Source organism: Bradyrhizobium sp. (genome assembly GCF_019242285.1).
GTDB lineage: Bacteria > Pseudomonadota > Alphaproteobacteria > Rhizobiales > Xanthobacteraceae > Bradyrhizobium.
Window position 1 is genome coordinate 1 of the sequence record NZ_JAFAVV010000826.1, and the last position, 17,920, is coordinate 17,920.

14 protein-coding genes and 1 pseudogene are annotated in these 17,920 nt (G+C 65.9%); 6 read left to right on the forward strand and 9 right to left on the reverse strand.

All coding sequences use genetic code 11. The features are described 5' to 3' along the window. The 3 genes from JOY90_RS33955 to JOY90_RS33965 form a co-directional block, all read right to left on the reverse strand. A partial coding sequence (locus tag JOY90_RS33955; RefSeq protein WP_291695458.1) for a 2Fe-2S iron-sulfur cluster-binding protein occupies window positions 1-1,940 on the reverse strand: 1,940 nt, incomplete at its 3' end. Beyond that, window positions 1,937-2,200, reverse strand: a complete 264-nt coding sequence (locus JOY90_RS33960) for a sarcosine oxidase subunit delta (RefSeq protein ID WP_291695459.1) — start codon at window positions 2,198-2,200, stop codon at window positions 1,937-1,939. The genes JOY90_RS33960 and JOY90_RS33955, both read right to left, overlap by 4 nt. Window positions 2,201-2,215: 15 nt before the next feature. Next, complete coding sequence (locus tag JOY90_RS33965; RefSeq protein WP_291695460.1) at window positions 2,216-3,466, reverse strand: sarcosine oxidase subunit beta family protein; 1,251 nt, start codon at window positions 3,464-3,466, stop codon at window positions 2,216-2,218. Between the two features lie 62 nt (window positions 3,467-3,528). Between JOY90_RS33965 and JOY90_RS33970 the strand changes: the two genes are divergently transcribed. From JOY90_RS33970 to JOY90_RS33985, 4 genes are all read left to right on the forward strand, one after another. Next, window positions 3,529-4,512 (forward strand): GlxA family transcriptional regulator, encoded by a 984-nt coding sequence (locus tag JOY90_RS33970; protein ID WP_291695461.1) that lies wholly within the window; start codon window positions 3,529-3,531, stop codon window positions 4,510-4,512. A gap of 373 nt (window positions 4,513-4,885) precedes the next feature. Beyond that, window positions 4,886-5,839 carry a helix-turn-helix domain-containing protein gene (locus tag JOY90_RS33975; protein ID WP_291695462.1) on the forward strand — a complete coding sequence of 318 codons (954 nt, stop codon included), beginning with the start codon at window positions 4,886-4,888 and terminating at the stop codon, window positions 5,837-5,839. A gap of 149 nt (window positions 5,840-5,988) precedes the next feature. Continuing rightward, the gene (locus tag JOY90_RS33980) at window positions 5,989-7,233 is read left to right on the forward strand and encodes an acyl-CoA dehydrogenase family protein (RefSeq protein WP_291695463.1); all 1,245 of its coding nucleotides are present in this window, start codon (window positions 5,989-5,991) and stop codon (window positions 7,231-7,233) included. A gap of 46 nt (window positions 7,234-7,279) precedes the next feature. Next, window positions 7,280-7,999, forward strand: coding sequence for an SDR family NAD(P)-dependent oxidoreductase (locus JOY90_RS33985; RefSeq protein WP_291695464.1), 720 nt, complete (start codon window positions 7,280-7,282; stop codon window positions 7,997-7,999). A gap of 34 nt (window positions 8,000-8,033) precedes the next feature. On the opposite strand, the gene murA is transcribed toward JOY90_RS33985, so the two are convergent. After that, the gene (gene murA / locus JOY90_RS33990) at window positions 8,034-9,329 is read right to left on the reverse strand and encodes a UDP-N-acetylglucosamine 1-carboxyvinyltransferase (protein WP_291695465.1); all 1,296 of its coding nucleotides are present in this window, start codon (window positions 9,327-9,329) and stop codon (window positions 8,034-8,036) included. A gap of 215 nt (window positions 9,330-9,544) precedes the next feature. After that, window positions 9,545-10,354, reverse strand: coding sequence for a cyclase family protein (locus tag JOY90_RS33995; RefSeq protein WP_291695466.1), 810 nt, complete (start codon window positions 10,352-10,354; stop codon window positions 9,545-9,547). A 344-nt stretch (window positions 10,355-10,698) separates the two neighbouring features. On the opposite strand from JOY90_RS33995, the gene JOY90_RS34000 reads away from it, so the two are divergent. Beyond that, a complete protein-coding gene (locus tag JOY90_RS34000; protein WP_291695467.1) occupies window positions 10,699-10,977 on the forward strand; it encodes a hypothetical protein in 279 nt (92 codons plus the stop codon). Window positions 10,978-11,088: 111 nt separating this feature from the next. Here JOY90_RS34000 and JOY90_RS34005 read toward each other — a convergent pair whose 3' ends face one another. The 3 genes and pseudogenes from JOY90_RS34005 to gyrB all read right to left on the reverse strand — a co-directional run bounded on the left by JOY90_RS34005 (window position 11,089) and on the right by gyrB (window position 15,357). Next, complete coding sequence (locus JOY90_RS34005; protein WP_291695468.1) at window positions 11,089-12,333, reverse strand: acyltransferase; 1,245 nt, start codon at window positions 12,331-12,333, stop codon at window positions 11,089-11,091. Between the two features lie 183 nt (window positions 12,334-12,516). After that, window positions 12,517-12,774: pseudogene (locus JOY90_RS34010) on the reverse strand (MmgE/PrpD family protein); the annotation flags it as partial. Between the two features lie 147 nt (window positions 12,775-12,921). Further along, window positions 12,922-15,357 (reverse strand): DNA topoisomerase (ATP-hydrolyzing) subunit B, encoded by a 2,436-nt coding sequence (gyrB, locus tag JOY90_RS34015; protein WP_291695469.1) that lies wholly within the window; start codon window positions 15,355-15,357, stop codon window positions 12,922-12,924. Between the two features lie 305 nt (window positions 15,358-15,662). Here gyrB and JOY90_RS34020 point away from each other — a divergent pair, with 305 nt between their 5' ends. Then, on the forward strand, window positions 15,663-17,591 hold the full coding sequence (locus tag JOY90_RS34020; RefSeq protein WP_291695470.1) for an acyltransferase family protein: 1,929 nt from the start codon (window positions 15,663-15,665) through the stop codon (window positions 17,589-17,591). 9 nt (window positions 17,592-17,600) lie between these two features. On the opposite strand, the gene JOY90_RS34025 is transcribed toward JOY90_RS34020, so the two are convergent. Beyond that, window positions 17,601-17,920 (reverse strand): AAA family ATPase (locus tag JOY90_RS34025; protein WP_291695471.1); only part of this gene is annotated, 320 nt, incomplete at its 5' end.

The following is a 17,920-nucleotide window of genomic DNA, read 5'->3' on the forward strand; positions in this document are numbered from 1 at the left end:
CGCGACACCGTCGTCAGCCAGTCGCTTTCGCCGGCCCGCGCGAACCATTGCGCCCGCAGCCAAGCGCCGGTCTCGACGAAGCTCGCACCCTGCTCCTCCGCCCACCGATGGCTCGGCGGCAGGCGCGTCGGCCGGAACTGCCGGCCGCGGTGGTGACCGGCGAGTGCGCCGATCGCAACCGGCGTATGCGGCGGGCGCAACGTGGTGGTGCCGACCTCGATCATCGGCCGCCCCGTGAGCTGCGCCATGATGGCATGGCCGTTGACGCTGGCGGTCTTGCCCTGGTCGGTCGCCATGCCGAGTGTGGTGTAGCGCTTCAGCAGCTCGACGGACCGGAAGCCTTCGCGCGCGGCGAGCGCGACGTCGTCCGTGGTGACATCGTTCTGAAAATCGACGAAGGCTTTCGATCGGGATTCGGCGACATGCCAGAACGGCGCGAAGGCGATGGGCTCGTCGTCGGCTCCTGGAGAATGCTGCGCTGGCGGGGCAAATCCCAGCTCCTTGGCAGCATTGGCTCCGGCCGTGACGCCCTCGCGGAGCACATCGGCCAGCGCGAACGTGCCGCCGGCGGCGCCGATCGTCCTCATGCCGCGCGGCGGCTCGCCGGGGATGAATGCTGCAAGCGGCTCGGACCAGCTCGGCCGGCTGCCGAGATGGGTGGTGAGGCCGAGATTCGGATTCCATCCACCGGACATCGCCAGCAGGTCGATGTCGAGATCGCGTATCCGCCCATCTCTGTCGCGAACGGAGATCGAGGTGAGGCCATGCCTGCCGCGCGTGTCGGTCACGCGCGCGTCGGCGATAACGGCGATTCCGAGCTGCTTCGCCTTGCCGATAAGCGTCGAGTCGATTTCCTTCCGCGCATCCAGGACAGCTTCAACCACGATGCCGGCGCGCGCCAGATCGAACGCGGTGATCCAGCCATCGTCACAGCTCGTGAACAGCGCGGCGCGCCGGCCGGGCGCCACCGCGAACCGGTTCAGATAGGTGCGCACCGCCGAGGCCATCATGACGCCCGGGCGATCGTTGCCGCCGAAGGCGATCGGCCGCTCGATCGCGCCGGTGGCGAGCAGGCTCCGTTTGGCGACGATCTTCCACAACCGTTGTCGCGGCTGATGCGCCGGCGGCAAGGCGACGTGATCGGAGACCCGCTCGATCGCGCCATAGGTGCCGGCATCATAGACGCCGAACACCGTCGTTCGGCGCAATATCTGCACATTCGGCAAGGCTTCGAGCTCGGCCGCCGCTTGCCGCGCCCACACCGAACCGGCCGCGCCGTCGATCTCCCGATTGTCACCGTTCAGGCGGCCGCCAAGCACAAAATCCTCGTCGCAGAGCATGACGCGGGCGCCGGAACGGCCGGCCGTCAGCGCCGCGGCGAGTCCGGCGGGTCCGGCGCCGATGATCAGGAGATCGCAGAACGCATGCGTCTTCTCATAGACGTCGGGGTCCGCCGCCATGCTGGCGCGGCCGAGGCCGGCGGCGCGGCGGATCGCGGGCTCGTAGAGCTTCTCCCAGAACGACGCCGGCCACATGAAGGTCTTGTAATAGAAGCCGGCGGCGAACAGCGGCGACAGCAGCGACGTGGCGGCGCCGAGATCGAAGGCGAGCGACGGCCAGCGATTCTGGCTCTGCGCCTCGAGCCCGTCGAACAATTCGATCGTGGTTGCGCGCGTGTTCGGCTCGCAGCGTTCGCCGCGACGCAACTCGACCAGCGCGTTGGGCTCCTCCGATCCCGCCGTCAGCACGCCGCGCGGCCGGTGGTATTTGAACGAGCGGCCAATCAGCCGGACGCTCCTGGCGAGCAAAGCGGAGGCCAGCGTGTCACCGGCATAACCGCGATAGGTCACACCGTCGAAGGCAAATTGCAGGGAGCGGGCACGATCGATCAGGCCACCACTCGCGAGACGCTGGACCGAGCTTTCGTGCGTCGGGCTCATGCAACGCCTTTGCTTGCAAAGGCCGCGCCGAAAATCTCATGCGTCCGCGTGTCCCTGGTCACGCGCAGCCAGGAACGGCAGCCATGGGCGTGATACCAGAGCTCCTCGTGGCGGCCGGCGGGATTGTCGCGCAGATAGACCGCCTCGTAGAACCGTCGCGGCGCATCCGGCGCCGCCGGATCGGGCCGGGCTGCGGGATCGCCGTGGTAGACGAACTCGCTGAAATCTCGCTCGCCGCAATAGGGACAGGGAATGCGCATGGTCTCGCTACCGGCTCAATGCAGATTGGGCTGGGCACCCTGGCCCTTCTCATCGATCAGATGACCGGTCTCGAACCGGTCGAGGCGATAGCTCGCCGCGACCGGGTGCGGCTCGTCGCGCGCCAGCAGGTGCGCAAAGCACCAGCCCGAGGCGGGTGTCGCCTTGAAGCCGCCATAGCACCAGCCGGCGTTGAGATAGAGGCCGTCGAGCGGGGTGTGGTCGATGATCGGCGAGCCGTCCATCGACATGTCCATCAACCCGCCCCAGGATCGCAACAGCCGCAAGCGTCCGATCGCCGGCATCAGGGCCATGCCGCTTTCGCAGACGTCCTCGACCATCGGCAGATTGCCGCGCTGTGCATAGGAATTATAGCCGTCGATGTCGCCGCCGAACACGAGGCCGCCCTTGTCGGACTGGCTGATGTAGAAATGGCCGGCGCCGAACGTGACGACGCCATCGACGAACGGCTTGATCGCCTCGGAGACGAAGGCCTGCAGCACGTGGCTTTCGATCGGCAGCCTGAGGCCCGCGAGCACGGCGACGCGCGAGCTGGAGCCGGCGACCGCGAGCCCGACCTTGCCCGCGCCGATGGCGCCGCGCGTGGTCTCGACACCGGTGATGCGATCGCCATCGCGCTGAAAGCCCGTGACCTCGCAATTCTGGATGATGTCGACGCCGCGATCGCTGGCGCCGCGGGCGTAGCCCCAGACCACGGCGTCGTGGCGCGCGGTGCCGCCGCGCCGCTGCAACAGCCCGCCCAGAATCGGGAATCGCGCATTGTCGAAATCGAGCAGCGGCAGCATGCGGCGCACGGCGTCCGCGTCCAGCATCTCGGCGTCGGCGCCGGCGAGACGCATGGCATTGCCGCGCCGGGCGAAGGCGTCGCGCTGGGCGTCGGAATGATAGAGATTGAGCACGCCGCGCTGGCTGACCATGGTGTTGTAGTTCAGGTCCTGCTCCAGACCTTCCCACAGCTTCATCGACCATTCGTAGAACGGTTCGTTGCCGGGCAAGAGGTAGTTGGAACGGATGATCGTGGTGTTGCGGCCGGCATTGCCGGAGCCGATCCAGCCCTTCTCGAGCACCGCGACGTTGCGCACACCGTGCCGGCTCGCGAGATAATAGGCGGTGGCGAGACCATGTCCGCCGCCGCCGACGATGATCACGTCATAGTGCTTCCGCGGTTCGGCGTCGCGCCAGACCGGTTGCCAGTCGCGGTTGCCCCTGAGGGCGTGGCGGGCGAGGGCAAGAAGCGAATAGCGCATGCGAAATAGGTGGCAGGTGCGAGCTTGTGAGCGGCATCCTGCGCTGCTATTGACAGGGCGGCATGACCAAAAACGACGGGAAACTGTCCAAAAGCGACAAGAGTCGTCCCCGACGGATCGGCTTCCTGCTGATCCCCGGCTTTGCCCTGATGTCCTATGCTTCGGCGTTGGAGCCGCTGCGCGCCGCCAACGTGCTGACCGGGCGAAGCCTGTACCGGTGGCGCCATATCGCCATCGGCGGCAGCGAGATCGCCGCCTCCAACGGCGTGCGCATCCAGGCCGACGCCGGTATTGCCGACGCCGGCCGGCTCGATGCGCTGATCGTGTGCGCCGGCGGCAATCCGCAGAGCTTCGACCATGAGCCGACCTTCGCCTTCCTGCGCAAGGCGGCGCGGCACGGCGTGCGACTGGGCGGCGTCTCGGCAGGGCCCTATCTTCTGGCCAAGGCCGGCCTGCTCGACGGTTACCGCTGCACGGTGCACTGGGAGCACATTCCGGCCTTCACCGAGACGTTTCCGTTCCTCCGCCTGAGCCATTCGCTGTTCGAGATCGATCGCGACCGCTTCACCTGTGCGGGCGGCATCGCCGCGCTCGACATGATGCACGCCTTGATCCGGATCGATCACGGGGCGGCGGTGGCGGCCGCGGTCAGCGACTGGTTCCTGCAGACCGAAGTCCGGCGCGGTGAGGTCGCGCAGCGGCTGTCGCCGACCGAGCGCTTCGGCGTGCACCACCCGAAGCTGGTCGAGACGTTGCTGCGCATGGAGAAGCATGTCGAGACGCCGCTTCCGCCGGCCGCGCTTGCCGCGCGCGCCGGCGTGTCGCTGCGCCAGCTCGAGCGCCTGTTCGCAAGCCAGCTCGCCACCACGATCCAGCGCCGCTACATGCAGATGCGGCTCGAACGGGCGCGGCTGCTGCTGCGCCAGACCACGATGTCGGCAGGCGAGATCGCGCTCGCGACCGGTTTCGCCGCGCCGATGCATTTCTCGCGCTGCTACAGCCGCGAGTTCGGCATCGCGCCGAGCCGGGAGCGCAGGCAAGTGTAGGGTGGGCTAAGGCGCTCCGCGCGCTGCTTTGCATCGCGTGGAGCGACGTGCCCACCATGTCTCGACCGCATCGTCGTGGATGGTGGGCACGCTTCCACCTTTACGCCGTAAGCTTCTGTGCGCGCGGACGATTAGTCGTACTAAGTCACATGTGTGGTGCTCTCGTTGAAATTCTTGAGCTTTTTGAAACGACCATATTTGCACAAAGACGAGTCGATTCAATGGCTTGAGTCTTCTTGTGACTCAGTACGATTAGCCCACCCTACACTCCGCCGGGAAAGGGCCTTCAGGGAGATTTGATCTCTGTTGATCGGAAGTGGGCATATGCTCAAGCCTTGAATTGTCGTCGCGATCGCGTTTTCGGGAAATGGCGATGGAGTGGTCTGCAAGATCGAGCGAGAGGGATCGGCCGTTCGGGAGCTGGGCCGATGCCCTCGCGGCTGCTTTCGTTCCGCTCGAGCCGCGCAAGATAGCGGATCAGCCGTTCCAGGGGACCATTTCTAGGATCGAAGCGGGTCCGATCCGGATCTCCCGCGTGAGGGCGACGAGGCACCGCGTTCTTCGGCTGCCCACCCATATCGCGCGCAGCCGCGATGATCTGTGCTTCGTCAATCTCCAGTGCGAAGGGGCCGGTCGCTATTGGCAATCCGGGCACGAGCAGGTTTGCGGGCCCGGCGACATGGCGGTCGCGGATACGACCGAGCCGTTCGAAATCGCGAATGCGCGGGATTTCCACCTGTTCTGTTTCGCGGTCCCGCGTCACCTGCTGCCGCCAGGATTTTCGGAACGTCCGCGGTTCAAGCTGTCGGCGAGCGAGGCGGGCCGGGCGCTGAGCCGGACGCTGGCGGGTTACGCCGAACTGTGCCTCAGCTCGGCGTGTTCCGACATTTCCGGATTCGGCGCGCACATGGTCGATCTGATGCTGCACGCCACTGATGTCATGGCCGAGCGGTTGCCGGAGCGTTTCGATGCGCCGGTGCTGCTGTCGATGATGCTCGACCATATTGATCGGCACGGCTGCGATCCGGAGCTTGATGCGGGCATGCTGGCGCGGAAGTTCCAGTGCTCGGAGCGTTACGTGCACAGGCTGTTCTCCAGGACGGGACGGTCGGTCGGCGAGCACATCAATGACCGGCGGATAACGGCATCCATGCGCGAACTGCTCGATGCACGGCGCAGGCGCACGATCGCCGAAATCGCCTTCGCGTCTGGATTTCGAGACATCTCGCACTTCAATCGGCTGTTCAAGCGCCACAATGGCACGACCCCTCGCGAATTTCGTCGCGCCATGGATTTCGGCCACGTCGAGGGCGGGACGAGCCGTTAAACGCATATTCGACCTCCATCCCGGACGCGAAGCTGCTCCACCTGGTGCACCAGCAGCCAAGAAATCGGTCGCCACCGTCCGAGATTTGCCCGCCACGATTGGATAGCGATTGGCCGGCCGGGCTGGCACGGGGATCGGAGAGTTCTCGCATGGCAATCGATTTTACGCTCGAACCTCGGCAACGCACCTTTCGGCTCGAATCACGAAAATTCGCTTCGGAGGTGCTTGCGGACGCGAGGGCAGCCGAGTCGCTGCCGACTCCCGAGGAGCGGTTTCTCGCAACGAGGGGCGCCTATGAAGCCCTCGTGGCGGCGGGTTTCTTACGGAAATGCATCCCGGCGGCCGCGGGCGGTGAGAGCACGGGCCTGCTCGATCTGGCTATCATGGCGGAGGAGCTCTACAGCGTGAACGCGAGCGTCACGCTGACGATGCTGGGCACCGTACTGGGCGTGCTGCCGATCCTGCTCGGCGGCACCGAGGAGCAGCGCAGCCGGCTGCTGGCTCCGTTCCTGCGCAAGAGCGGTGCGCCGCTCGCCGGCTTCTGTTCCAGCGAGCCCGGCGGCAGCGCCAACGCCTCTTCTCCTCCCCCGGGCGAGGGTGTCCGCACGGTGGCCACGCTCAGGGATGGCCAGTGGATCATCAGCGGCAGGAAAAAATGGGTCTCGTCGGCAACAGGATGGGATCGCAAGGGCGCCGATGTGCTTTGCGTCGTGTGCCGGACCGACCCCGAGCTTCCACCCGAAAACGGCATCTCCGTCATCGCCGTCGAGCGCCCCGCATCAGGTCTGGTTTTCGAGCGTGCGATCGATTCGGTCGGTCATCGTGCCCATCTGGTGCCGCAATTCGGTTTCGAGAATGTTTCGGCTCCGCAACACAATCTGCTCGGAAGCAGGGGCGCTGGTCTTGCACTGGCGGCGGCTAGCTTTACCGGAACAGCAGCCCTGGTCGGAGTCCTTGGCGTCGCGCTGATGCGGGCAGCATTCGACTTCGCATTGCATTTTGCGCGGACGGAGCGCCGCGGCGGGGTTCATCCGATCCTCGAGCACCAGGCGGTCGGCTACGCGCTGGCCGACGCCAAGACCACGATCGAAGCCGCCCGCTATCTGAGCTGGCGCGGGTGCCATGCCGTCGACAGCCAGTCGCCGGCGGCCGACGAGCTCGCCATTCAGGCCAAGATCTATGGCTCCGAGGCCGCGGTTCGCGTGATCACCGATCTGATGCGTGTCGTCGGCATCGACAGCTACGATCACGAAGCGCCGCTCGGACGTCTGCTCCAGGATGCGCTTGCGCTTCCGATCTTCGACGGCGGCAACATGGGTGTCCGCCGGCGTCAGCTCCACGGCCTGCTGAAACGTCCCGATTACGATCCGCTTCAGGCGAGTGGTGCGGCGTGACATCCGGTCGATCGATCAATCAAGTGGCATTGAAGCAGGTGAGACGATGAGCGCAACGCAACCGGTCGCGGTGATAACGGGAGCCTCGCAAGGAATTGGCGCGGGGTTGGTGCAGGCGTTTCGAAGCCGCGACTATCGCGTCGTCGCAACGTCCCGCTCCATCGAGCCGAGCGATGATCCCGCCATTGTCACGGTGCGCGGGGACGTCGCCGATCCAGCCACCGCGGATCGCGTGTTCGGCGAGGCGCTGAAACAATTCGGCCGTGTCGACACGCTGGTCAACAACGCCGGCATGTTCATGGCCAAGCCCTTCACCGCCTATTCCACGGACGATTTCGCCGTCTACATGGCGACCAACGTCGCCGGTTTCTTTCACATGACCCGGCGGGCCATCGAGATCATGAAAGAGCAAGAGCATGGCCATGTCGTGACAGTCACGACCAGCCTCGTCGATCAGCCGTTCAGCAGCGTCCCCTCAGCGCTGGCTTCGCTCACCAAGGGCGGCCTGAATGCCGCGACAAAATCGCTCGCGATCGAATATGCGAGGAGCGGCATACGGGTGAATGCGGTCTCACCGGGAATCATCAAGACGCCGATGCATCAGGTCGAGGCGCACGCCTTCCTGGCCACATTGCATCCGCTCGGCCGGATGGGCGAAGCGTCGGAAGTGGTGGAAGCCGTGATGTACCTGGAGTCGGCCGGCTTCGTGACCGGCGAGATTCTCCATGTCGATGGTGGCCAGGCCGCCGGCCACCACGCGGCATGATCATGCAGCTCGGCTTCGACGCGGCGTATACCCGCTACCGCTCCCGCGCCGGCACCCGCGTGATCTTCGCACCGAGCGCGTTCAGCCGCTCCTCGATGCGCTCGTAGCCGCGTTCGATCTGATCGGCGTTGTTGATCGTGCTCCGGCCCTCGGCGCAGGCCGCAGCGAGCAGCATCGCCATGCCGGCGCGGATGTCGGGCGAGATCATCGAGGCGCCGCGCAGCCGGCTGGAGCCCGCCACGATCGCGCGATGCGGGTCGCACAGCACGATGCGCGCGCCCATCGAGATCAGCTTGTCGACGAAGAACATCCGCGATTCGAACATCTTCTCGAACATCAAGATGACGCCCTCGCACTGGGTCGCGGTGACGATCGCGATCGACATCAGGTCGGCGGGGAATGCCGGCCAGGGCTGGTCCTCGAGCTTCGGCACATGGCCGCCGAAATCGTCCTTGATCTTCAGCGTCTGCTCCGACGGTACGATCAAATCGTCGCCGGTGACCTCGCAGACGATGCCGAGCCGCTCGAAACCCATCCGGATCGAGCGCAGGTGCTCGATGCCGGCGCGCACGATGCGCAAGGGCGAGCGCGTCACCGCGGCGAGCCCGATCAGCGAGCCGACCTCGATATGATCGGGCTGGATCGCGTAGCTGGCCTGGCCGAGCGTGGCCGGGCCGTCCACGACCATGGTGTTGGTGCCGATACCCTCGATATTGGCGCCGAGCGCGACCAGGAAATGCGCGAGATCCTGCACATGCGGTTCGGAGGCGGCGTTGCGCAGATAGGTAGTGCCGCGGGCGGCCACCGCCGCGACCAGCGCGTTCTCGGTTGCGGTGACGCTCGGCTCGTCGAGGAACACGTCGGCGCCTTTCAGGCCGGCGCTGCGGAACTCGAGCCGGCCATTCGCCACCACCGTGGCGCCGAGCTGCTCGAAGGCGAGGAAATGGGTATCGAGCCGGCGCCGGCCGATGACGTCGCCGCCGGGCGGCGGCAGCGTGACCTCGCCGCAGCGCGCGAGCAGCGGGCCGGCGAGCAGGATCGAGGCGCGAATCCGGGCGCAAAGATCGGGATCGAGATCGGCGGCGCGAATCTCCTTGGCGTGGATCGCGAGCCGGTTGCGCCCGCGCCATTCGGCGGACGCGCCGACCGAGCGGATCAATTCCACCAGCGTCTCGGTGTCGCGGATGCGCGGCACGTTGTCGAGCGTGACGGGATGGTCGGTGAGCAGCGCAGCGGCGATGATCGGCAGCGCGGAATTCTTGTTGCCGGAGGGCTCGATCGCGCCCCGCAGGCGGTGACCGCCCTCCACGATGTATTGAATGGGCGGCATGCGCGCTCTCCCGGCAAGTTCCTGATTCGGCGTCCCGGCGCCTCGATGCCGGGCGGCACCGTGTAGCACAGAACGCCCCCGGCCATCACATGATTCCCCCGTCCAGGAGAATGCACCGCACAAGCGGGCAGGAACTTAGCGCGGCCATCGCACTGGGCGCGCCGCAGGTCAATCCCCGCTGAACTACCTGAGTCACGATCGTCCGATCGACGGCCTCATGGCAGGATCGCGAAGGCGCGCGCGGGAAAGCCGAGGCCGTCCTTGACCTTGGGCCAGGCGACGACGATCAGGGCTCCCCTGGCGGGCATCTGGTCGAGATTGGCCATGACCTCGATCTGGTAGTGGCCGTGCTTCAGGATGTAGGTCTCAGAGTCCATCTTGTCGGTGGTGTCGGTGTCCATCGCTTCGTGACCGGTGGCGATGACGCCGCGCTCCTCGTACAGGAATCTGATCGTCTCGAACGCCCAGGCAGGGAAGGGGCTGCGCTTGAAGCGCTCGGGGTTGGCGTCCCAGTCCTTCGCCATATCGGTCCGCAGCGCGACGAACGATCCCTTTGGCACGCGGCCGTGCCTCTTTTCCCAGGCCCGAAGGTCGGCGACCGAGAAGGCATGATTGGGGTCCTTGGCGAGATACGGCGTGTCGTCGAGCACGATCAGCGGCAGAATCATCTGCTTCAGCGGGATCCTATCCATCGTTGCGCCATGTTCGTCGAAATGCGCCGGCGGGTCGACGTGTGTGCCGTACTGTCCCACCATCTCGTAGTAGGTGGAGCGGAAGCCATCCTGGGCGATGCTGTAGGGCCGTTTGGTCGCAGGCTCGGTCGCCGGCGTCATTTTCGCCTGGCCGAAACCGGACCAGACCGGCGTGTCGGGCGAGAAGCTGTGCGTCAAGTCGACGAACTTCTTGCCCGAGATGATCTCGTAGGCCTTCGCGAGCGACTGGGCGGCCGTCGGCGTAGCCGAGGCAACCAGCAGGGCGGCGCTCATGAGCAGGATCGAGAAGGTCTGAGTCGGATTTGGATGCATCGTCGTTTCTCCTCGAATTCGGTCGGCGTCGAGCGAGCGAAGCTGTGCACCCCTGCCGTGGCAGCAGGATATCCGAGGCTTGCACAGAACGTCACCGGCCTAACGACCACGATTGTAACAATGAGGGTCTCGCGCGGCATTCGCGAAGCGCTTGGCGCAGGCGCCATTTTCGGCACATTCGCCGGGCTCGCGAGTGCGCGCTTGCCGCTTACAGCCGCAACCATCTCCCCGCAGCACTGAAATCGCCCGGTAACGCGGCCGGTCGAAGTTGGCCGTGCGATCCGGCAGCAGAAGTCAAGGCAGCGCCGGCTCGTTCGAAAGCCATCAGCTGAGGAGGTCAGGTCTTGTACAGATTGACAAGGAACATCGTTCTCGCCGCGCTGCTCAGCGGCCGCGTCGCCCTCGCGCAGACGGTCGGGCTCGCTCCGTCGTCGCCGCCATCCACCGGCGCGGCCGACCTGTCATGGTTGCCGCATGAGATGCAACTGGCTGGGCGTGCGCCGGTCGGTCACCGCCAGCCGAGGCAGAGCGAGATTCCCATGGAAAGCGCCGACGCTGTCGAGCGCGCCAACAAGGAAAATCTCGCCGTCGATCGCAAGCTGATCATCTGCCGCGGCTGCTAGCTCTTGGTGACGCGGCCTGGCCGTGAACGGGACAAGCCGCGGGCACGCGCCTTGATCTTGCCGAGGCGCGCAAACGCCGTGCCAACCATTGTCTCGACAGCACGGTTTTCGTCAAACGACCCGCGCGACGCCGGGAATGCGAAGGGCGAGGCCGGCCGTGATGTAGCACAGCGCGCAGGCGATCGAGCCGGTGACCACGAACTTGATCAGCGCGGGCGCTGCAATGTCACGCCACAGGAGCGCCGTGCCGACCAGGATGGGCGGGTGGACGATGTAGATCAGGAAGGCGCGGCGCGCGAGGTTTTGCCAGATGCCGCCGAGCGTGACGAAGCGCCGCTGGAACAGCGAGAGCAAAGCGAGGATGAAGCCCCAGGCGACGAACGGCTCCCAGAAGGCGTAGGTGAGCGCCTGCAAATTCAAGCCGCCTTCGGACCGGCCGCCAAGCCAGGATACGTGCGAACTAAGCAGCGCGATGATGGGAAACATGGGGAATGCCAGCCAGGCGATGCGTCGCCACAATCGGGTCTGCCGTTCAGGTACGCGTTCGAGCCATTTGCCATCGGCGGCCGCACAGCCCGCGACGAAGAGCGCGATGTAGGAGGCGAAGTAGCCGAGTTGCAGGAAGGCGATGTTGACGCCGACCGGCCAGACCAGGCGCAGCAGAAACGCCGCCGTGCCGGTTGCGATGGCGGCCGCCAGCAGGACGGCGTCGGAGGGCAGCGTCGTCGCGGTGGTTGCTCCCGCCGGTTTGCGCAGTAACCGCCATGCGAGCCACGCGACGGCGAAGATCAGCAGCGCCTCGGCGAACCACAGCGGGCCTGGCTCGAACCTGCCGTGTGTCCACTGATACTCGAAGACGCCAGTGAAAGAACGGCCGCGGGCCGTCTGCGCCAGCGCGACGGTGAGCGGGTGCAGGATGAAGAAATAAAATGCGAGCGGCACGCCGAGCCGCAACAGCCGCTCGCGGATGAAGCCGTTCGTGCCGTGTCGGCGCCAGGCGGGCGGCGTGTAATAGCCCGCGAGCAGGAAGAACAGGCCCATGAACCAGGCCTGGTTGACCGTGCAGAACAGGATCAGCAGCAGTCCACTCAGGGAATCCGACGGGGCGAGCTCCTTGTAGTACCAGCCGCCGATGGCGCCGTAGGTGATGGCGGTATGATGAAAGACCACCAGGAGCGTGACCGCCGCGCGCAGCGCGTCGATGCCGCCATTGCGTCCCTTCGCGCCGGCCTCGTGCTTGGGAGTGCCATTCTCGAAGGGGCCGGCCGACGCGTCGATCTGCCCGACTGCGCCGGGTGGCGGGCGTTGAGGATCAACAAGCTCGGCCGACGTGCCGCTCGCAGAGGGGAGTGTCATGGCGGGTCACCGCAGCATCCAGCCGAAATGGCAGGCGTGCGTGCAAGCCTAGCATCGTCGTCGTGGCTACGCGATGTCAAGAAATGCAGATTCATCGACCCGGCCCCGGAAGTTCCGGTGTCGAATCAACGGTCGACCTGGCGCTGCAACACAAAATCTGCCCCACTCAAGCCCGCTTCCATTTCAGTTCTTAGCGACCGGCTGGAATCCGCTTGCCCTCAGGACGGCGACCGCCGAAGCGGATGATATGAAGCCGATGACGTAGCGGAAAGCGGCGCCGTTGGCGAAAGAGGCAAGGTCCGCCGTCGTGCGTCGACGTCGATCGGTGCCGATGATGGTGGCGTTGCCGCCGACCGCGAGCGCGACCTCCCGGCAGATGCCGACCGGTCGCTCGCCGAAGGCGCCGATGCCACATCCGATCACGTCGATGACGTGCGCCTTGACGCGTTCCCAGAGGCCTCAGCGACTGAAAGGATAGGCCGCGGCGTGCTGGGTCGCCCGGTCAAGCTGGGCGACGACAGCGGAGTTGGACGGTCGACCATACGCCGTCATGGCTGCGATCATCGTCGCTAGCGGACGGGTCCCGTCTCAAACGTCGACGTTGGCGGAGAGCGAGTTGTCCTGGATGAACTCGCGGCGCGGCTCGACCACGTCGCCCATCAGCTTGGTGAAGATGTCGTCGGCCTCGTCGACCTCCTTGACCTTCACCTGCAACAGCGACCGCGCCTCGATGTCGAGCGTGGTCTCCCAGAGCTGGTCCGGATTCATCTCGCCAAGACCTTTGTAGCGCTGCAAGGTGAGACCCTTGCGGCCGGCCTCGGTGACCGCTTCGAACAGGTCGACCGGGCCGTGGATGACGGTCTCGGCATCCTTCCGCCGGAGCGTGCCGGGGCGCGCATAGGCCTCCTGCAGGTTCGGCGCGTAGTCATCGAGCTTGCGCGCGTCCACCGATCCCAGCAGGGCGTGATCGAGGATCGCGGCATCCTTGACGCCGCGCACCGTGCGCTCGAACAGGAAACCCTCGCCCTCGGCGAAGTGACCGATCCAGCCGCGCTCGACCTCCTCGGCGACGGCGTCGAGCCGCTTGGCAATGTATTCGGCCGCAACCGCCGCCTTCTCGGCGTCGCCGAATATCTCCGGGCGCAGCACGCCGGCAATCGCCGCCTGCTCGACCACCTTGCGGTTGTAGCGGCTGTGCAGATTGTTCAGCACGGCGCGAATGATCCGGGCGTCCTCGATCATCGACAGCAGGTCGCGGCCGGCGCGCTCGGCGCCCGACGCCGGCTTGAACACGCACTCCTCGATTCCGGCCTCGATCAGGTAGTCGTCCAGCGCACGCTGGTCCTTCAGGTATTGCTCGGACTTGCCGCGCGACACTTTATAAAGCGGCGGCTGCGCGATGTAGAGATAACCGCGGTCGATGATCTCGCGCATCTGGCGGTAGAAGAAGGTGAGCAGCAGCGTGCGGATATGGGCGCCATCGACGTCGGCGTCGGTCATCACGATGATCTTGTGGTAGCGCACCTTGTCGGCCGAGAAATCGTCGCTGATGCCGGTGCCGAGCGCCGTGATCAGCGTGCCGATCTGCTCGGAGGAGAGCATCTTGTCGGGACGCACCCGTTCGACATTGAGGATCTTGCCGCGCAGCGGCAGCACGGCCTGGAATTCGCGGTTGCGGCCCTGCTTGGCGCTGCCGCCGGCCGAGTCGCCCTCGACGATGAACAGCTCCGACTTGGCCGGGTCCTTCTCCTGGCAGTCGGCGAGCTTGCCGGGCAGCGAGGACACGCTCAGCGGATTCTTGCGGGTGAGCTCGCGCGCCTTGCGCGCCGCTTCGCGGGCGGCCGCCGCCTGGATCACCTTGCCGACGATGGTCCGGGCCTCGGTCGGGTGCTCCTCGAACCAGGCGGCCAGCGCCTCGTTGATGACGTTCTCGACCACCGGACGCACTTCGGATGAGACCAGCTTGTCCTTGGTCTGCGAGGAGAACTTCGGATCCGGCACCTTCACCGACAGCACCGCGGTGAGTCCCTCCCGGCAGTCGTCGCCGGTGAGCTGGATCTTCTCCTTCTTCGCATTCGCCTCGGCATAGCCGTTGACTTGGCGCGTCAGCGCGCCGCGAAAGCCGGCGAGATGCGTGCCGCCGTCGCGCTGCGGGATGTTGTTGGTGAAGCACAGCACGTTCTCATGATAGCTGTCGTTCCACCATAGCGCGGCCTCGACGCCGATGCCGTTCGCTTCCGAGCGCACCATGATGGGCGCGGGCACGATCGCCTTCTTGTTGCGGTCGAGATATTTGACGAACTCCTCGACCCCGCCCTGGTAGTGCATCTCCTCGCGCTTCTCGACCGCGTGACGCATGTCGGACAGCACGATGTTGACGCCGGAATTGAGGAAGGCGAGCTCGCGCAGCCGGTGCTCGAGCGTCGCGAAATCATATTCGACGTTCTTGAACGTCCCGGTAGAGGCGAGGAAGGTCACCTCGGTGCCGCGCCGGCCGTTGGCCTCGCCGACGACCCGGAGCGGCGCCACGGCGTCGCCATGGGCGAATTCGATCAGATGTTCCTTGCCGTCGCGCCACACCCTGAGCACCAGCCTGCTCGACAGCGCGTTGACGACCGAGACGCCGACGCCATGCAGGCCGCCCGACACCTTGTAGGAGTTCTGGTCGAACTTTCCGCCGGCGTGGAGCTGAGTCATGATGACCTCGGCGGCGGAGACGCCTTCGCCCTTGTGGATGTCGACCGGAATGCCTCTGCCGTCGTCGCGCACGGTGACGGAGTTGTCGGGATTGAGGATCACCTCGACCGCGGTCGCGTAGCCCGCCAGCGCCTCGTCGATGGCGTTGTCGACGACCTCGTAGACCATGTGGTGCAGGCCGCTGCCGTCATCCGTGTCGCCGATATACATGCCCGGCCGCTTGCGCACGGCATCAAGGCCCTTCAGCACCCGGATCGATTCCGCGCCATATTCGTTCGCGATGGGATGGTCGGTGTCGGCGGCAGTCTGCCGCGCAGGTTCGGTCATTGGAGGCCTTCGAGGATGTCCCGAATCAGCCGCGGAGGAGGGGGGCTGATCGAGCTATTTCTGCCATGAAAGATGCGATGCGCATAGCGCAAAGTATCTTCGGGTAAGATATTGAACAAATGGGATTTTTTAACGGTCTTTCAAGGCGCCAGGCGGCCGATTCGACGACTTTAAAAAAGCGCTATTCGAGGCTCTGCTGGTGGTCCGAGAGAACCCGTATTTTTCTCGTCCTGGCGCCGATCTACCCGATGGCTGGCCGCCGCCAGATGCAGGAAGTCCTGGGGACTGCCGGGAAGCAAAGCGCGTTGAGTATCGCTGTCTCCACCGACCGCCCGATGCCGCCTTCGTCCTCGGACCGCTACCGAGCGGATATCGACGGCCTGCGCGCGGTCGCGGTTTGGCTGGTCGTGCTCTATCACGCCTTTCCCGAGCAATTGCCGGGCGGCTTCATCGGCGTCGACATCTTCTTCGTCATTTCAGGCTTCCTGATCACCGGCATCATCGTGCGCGAGCTCGAGGCGGGGCGATTTAGCCTGGTTACCTTCTACGCGCGGCGGATCCGGCGAATCTTTCCCGCGTTGATCGTGGTGCTGTGCGCCGCTCTCGCGCTCGGCTGGCTGTGGATGCTGCCGCAGGCCTACGCCCGGTTGAGCCGGGACCTCGCTGCCAGTGCCGCGTTCGCAGCCAACATCGCGTTCCTGCTGCAATCCGGCTATTTCGACGTCGAGGCGGCCAGGAACCCGCTGCTGCATCTGTGGTCGCTCGGCGTCGAGGAGCAGTTCTATCTGGCCTGGCCGCTGATCCTGATGCTCGCCGCACGACTCCGGCTGACGTTGATCTGGGTGATCGGCACCATCGGGCTTGCGTCCTTCATTCTCAACGTGGCTCTGATTGGCACGGATCCCGTCGCGACCTTCTATCTGCCCTTCACCCGCGGCTGGGAGCTGCTGGCCGGCGGCGCGTTGGCTTGCGCCTGGGGCCGGATCAGCCAGACGGAAAGCGCCAGCAACTGGCGCGCCGGCGTCGGCATGGTGCTGATCGCACTGTCGGCCGGCACGCTCGATCCGCATCGCGCGTTCCCCGGCTGGTGGGCGGGGTTGCCGGTCGCGGGCGCAGCGCTTGTCCTCTCGGCGCCGGCGGCGTGGGGCTGCCGGCATCTCCTGGCTAGCCGGACCGGGGTCTGGTTCGGCCGGATCAGCTATCCGTTCTATCTCTGGCATTGGCCGCTCCTGGTGTTCCTCGCGCTGATCAAGTTCAAGGACCTGACCGCGATCGAACGCGGGTTGGTGATCGGCCTCGCCGTGGCGCTGGCCTGGGCGACCTGGTGGCTGATCGAAATCCCGCTTCGCTTCGGCCGCCCGTTGCGGAGCAAGGTGGTCGCGCTCGCGGCGGGCATGGCGCTCGCTGCGGTCGCCGGCATCATCGTGGTCCGGAACGACGGCTTCGATTTCCGGCTGCCGGTCGAAATCCGCGCGATGGCACGGGTCGGGACACAGGCCGACAAATGGCGGGTGCACCGCTGCATGCTCGACCTCAGCCGGGAGACCGATTTCGCCGACGACTGCGCCGAGCGCAACCGTCGTCCGCTGCTGTTCCTGTGGGGCGATTCGACGGCCGGCTCGCTGATGCCGGGACTGCTCGAAGCGCAGGAGACCCGCAATTTTGGCATCGCCCAGTTCACGGCGAGCGCCTGCGCGGCGGCTCTGCATGCGGAGCTTCCCAACGTCCCCCATTGCCGCGAGACCAACGACAAGGTGCTGGCGCTGGCGAACAAGCTGCAGCCCGACATCGTGCTGCTGCACGGCGCTGCGGAGCACAACATCGACAACATGGCCGAGACGGTGGCGGCGCTGAAGCGTGAGACCAAAGCCCGCGTGGTGATGCTCGGGCCCGAGCCGATCTGGAAGCGCGGATTGCCGAACGAGGTGCTGCGCTACTACATGCTGCATCGCGCGCTGATCCCACCGCGCACCAACGACGAGGTGTCGAGCGACTGGTACGACGCCGAGCTGCGCGGCAAGCTCGGCGCGCAGGGCGCGGAATACATTTCGGCCTGGCAGGTGTTCTGCAACGCCGAGGGCTGCCTGACGCGGTTCGGCGACCGCGCCAGCGACATCACCGCGAGCGACATGATCCACCTGACCGAGAAAGGATCGACCTTCCTCGTCCGGGCGGTGATCGACCGGGTGCTCGACGGCAAGGCCGCCGCGTCGCAGGCGACGGTGACGCATTGATGGTCCGCTTTACGCGTGGCGCGTGATGCGACCGCTCTCGACCGCGAAAAGCTCGCCCGACGCGCCGAGCTCGCCGAACGCGGCGGGATCGGCGCCGGTCAGCCAGACCTGTGCGCCGAGTTTTGTCAGTTCGCCGAACAATGCGTGACGGCGATTCGGATCGAGATGGGCCACCACCTCGTCGAGCAGCAGCAGCGGGATGATCGCCGTCGTCTCGGCCACGAGCGTCGCATGCGCGAGCACGAGCCCGATCAGAAGCGCCTTCTGCTCGCCGGTCGATGCATCGCGCGCCGGCATCTGTTTCGGCGCATACACCACCTGAAGATCGG

Excerpts from the sequence above, each read along its gene's own strand:
- JOY90_RS33975 (WP_291695462.1), top strand. The coding sequence starts at position 4,886 with ATGGAGTGGTCTGCAAGATCGAGCGAGAGGGATCGGCCGTTCGGGAGC.
- JOY90_RS33965 (WP_291695460.1), bottom strand. The coding sequence starts at position 3,466 with ATGCGCTATTCGCTTCTTGCCCTCGCCCGCCACGCCCTCAGGGGCAAC.
- JOY90_RS33980 (WP_291695463.1), top strand. The coding sequence starts at position 5,989 with ATGGCAATCGATTTTACGCTCGAACCTCGGCAACGCACCTTTCGGCTC.
- gyrB (WP_291695469.1), bottom strand. The coding sequence starts at position 15,357 with ATGACCGAACCTGCGCGGCAGACTGCCGCCGACACCGACCATCCCATC.
- murA (WP_291695465.1), bottom strand. The coding sequence starts at position 9,329 with ATGCCGCCCATTCAATACATCGTGGAGGGCGGTCACCGCCTGCGGGGC.
- JOY90_RS33995 (WP_291695466.1), bottom strand. The coding sequence starts at position 10,354 with ATGCATCCAAATCCGACTCAGACCTTCTCGATCCTGCTCATGAGCGCC.
- JOY90_RS34005 (WP_291695468.1), bottom strand. The coding sequence starts at position 12,333 with ATGACACTCCCCTCTGCGAGCGGCACGTCGGCCGAGCTTGTTGATCCT.
- JOY90_RS33970 (WP_291695461.1), top strand. The coding sequence starts at position 3,529 with ATGACCAAAAACGACGGGAAACTGTCCAAAAGCGACAAGAGTCGTCCC.
- JOY90_RS33985 (WP_291695464.1), top strand. The coding sequence starts at position 7,280 with ATGAGCGCAACGCAACCGGTCGCGGTGATAACGGGAGCCTCGCAAGGA.
- JOY90_RS33960 (WP_291695459.1), bottom strand. The coding sequence starts at position 2,200 with ATGCGCATTCCCTGTCCCTATTGCGGCGAGCGAGATTTCAGCGAGTTC.